The sequence below is a fragment of the uncultured Planktosalinus sp. genome (assembly GCF_963973675.1).
In the GTDB taxonomy this organism is placed as follows: Bacteria; Bacteroidota; Bacteroidia; order Flavobacteriales; family Flavobacteriaceae; genus Planktosalinus.
The window spans coordinates 1-1,732 of record NZ_CAXBAN010000459.1 but is presented as its reverse complement, the minus strand read 5'-3'; the positions used below and the strand labels follow the sequence as shown (position 1 = coordinate 1,732).

General features: G+C 41.9%; 2 protein-coding genes. Both read right to left on the bottom strand.

Features of this window, described 5'->3' with window-relative positions:
• On the bottom strand, nt 1–976 hold a 976-nt coding region (locus AACY61_RS13330; RefSeq protein ID WP_339612069.1), incomplete at its 3' end, for an ABC transporter permease.
• Nucleotides 970–1,659 (bottom strand): ABC transporter ATP-binding protein, encoded by a 690-nt coding sequence (locus AACY61_RS13325; protein WP_339612068.1) that lies wholly within the window; start codon nt 1,657–1,659, stop codon nt 970–972. The genes AACY61_RS13325 and AACY61_RS13330, both read right to left, overlap by 7 nt.
• Between the last annotated feature and the right edge of the window lie 73 nt (nt 1,660–1,732).

The following is a 1,732-nucleotide window of genomic DNA, read 5'->3' as shown; positions in this document are numbered from 1 at the left end:
GACCCCCAATCAATCCAAGTACTCCAATTTGTATTAAAAAAATCAGAAAAGTTTGTCTTTTGGTAGCACCCAGACATTTGAGGATGGCTACAGCTTTGAGTTTTTCTTTGATGTATATATGAATGGCACTTACTATGCCCACACACCCCAGTAACAACGCAATAAATGCAACCAGGTTCAAAAACTTACCGAAGTTATCAAATCGACTTCCAAGACGCTGACTGGTTGCAGTGTGGGTATCTAAGTCTGCATTTTCCAAATCGAGTTTTGGTTCCAGTTGTTCATCCAGGAGTTTCAGGTTGGTGTTTTCATCTGCCAAAAAATAATATTCATACCTTATTCTGCTTCCCATTTGTATGAGCCCGGTTTTTTCAATCAGTTCAAATGGAATAATCACGGTTGGTGCTACTGAGCTAAACACGGCATTGCTTCCGGGAACGGATTTCAACTGTCCCGTAACAGGCATCGAAATATCTCCAAGCTTTATACTGTCGCCTACCTTAATCCCCAATTGCAGCATAACGGTAGCGTCCAGTATTGCCCCTTTTATTTTTTGATAAGTTAGGGCGGCTTCTTTCGGGATTGTTTCCATTTCGCCATAAAATGGAAACCCTCCTTCAATGCCCCTCACTTGCACTAGTTTTGTGGCTTTTGTAGAGGAAAAAGAAGCCATGGAGGCAAAATTAATTTCACGAGCATTAGCGCCGCCCAGTGAATCCATAATGGATATCACGGTTTGGTTGGGTTCCTGATTGGCATCAATTTTAAAGTCGGCTCCCATCAACGATTTTGATTGCAATGCGATATTGTCTTTCAGGCTTTCGCCGAAAGACTGGATAGCTACTACGGCGGCAATACCTAATACAATGGATGCCATAAACAACACCAGGCGTTTACTACTTGCTTTACCGTCACGCAATGCCATGGAAAACAACCAGTTTAATCCTGCTTTAGAAGTAGACTTTCTATTTACCATTGCTTTCCGATTTCCTGTGCAACAATGGTTCCTCCTTTTAATTTGAGGATTTTTTGAGTTTTTTGAGCCAGTTCCAGGTCGTGGGTCACGATCACCAGTGTCGTTCCAAGCTCTTTATTCAGGTTAAAAAGTAACTCCACCACTCTTTCACCGGTATCTGCATCGAGGTTTCCTGTGGGCTCATCGGCAAAAAGAATATCAGGATTGTTTGAAAAAGCCCTGGCGACAGCCACCCGTTGTTGTTCACCTCCTGAGAGTTGAGAGGGATAGTGATCAAACCTGTCGGCCAATCCCACTTTATCCAGTAATTCCATCGCCCTTGATTTGGCATTTTTTGCTCCTTGCAGTTCCAGTGGAACGGCTACATTTTCAAGTGCTGTTAATGTTGGCAGAAGCTGAAAGTCTTGAAATACAAATCCCACTTTTTGATTTCTTAATACGGCGCGTTCATCTTCATTCATGTTGCTGATATCTTCACCACACAAGATGATTGAACCACTGTCTGGTCTGTCCAAGCCCGCGCACAGCCCTAGCAAGGTTGTCTTCCCACTTCCTGAGGGACCTACAATTGAAAAGGTGTCACCTGTTTCAATATCAAATGAAATATTGTTAAGTACTGTTATTTTTTTAGTAGCTCCCTGAAAGGACTTCGTTACCTGCTGAATGTTTAATATCTTTGCCATATACTGCTGCTTTCTTCAACTGTTTTGTTAGAAAGGCAAAATAAAGAATTGATTTTAAATTTAATCCCAATTG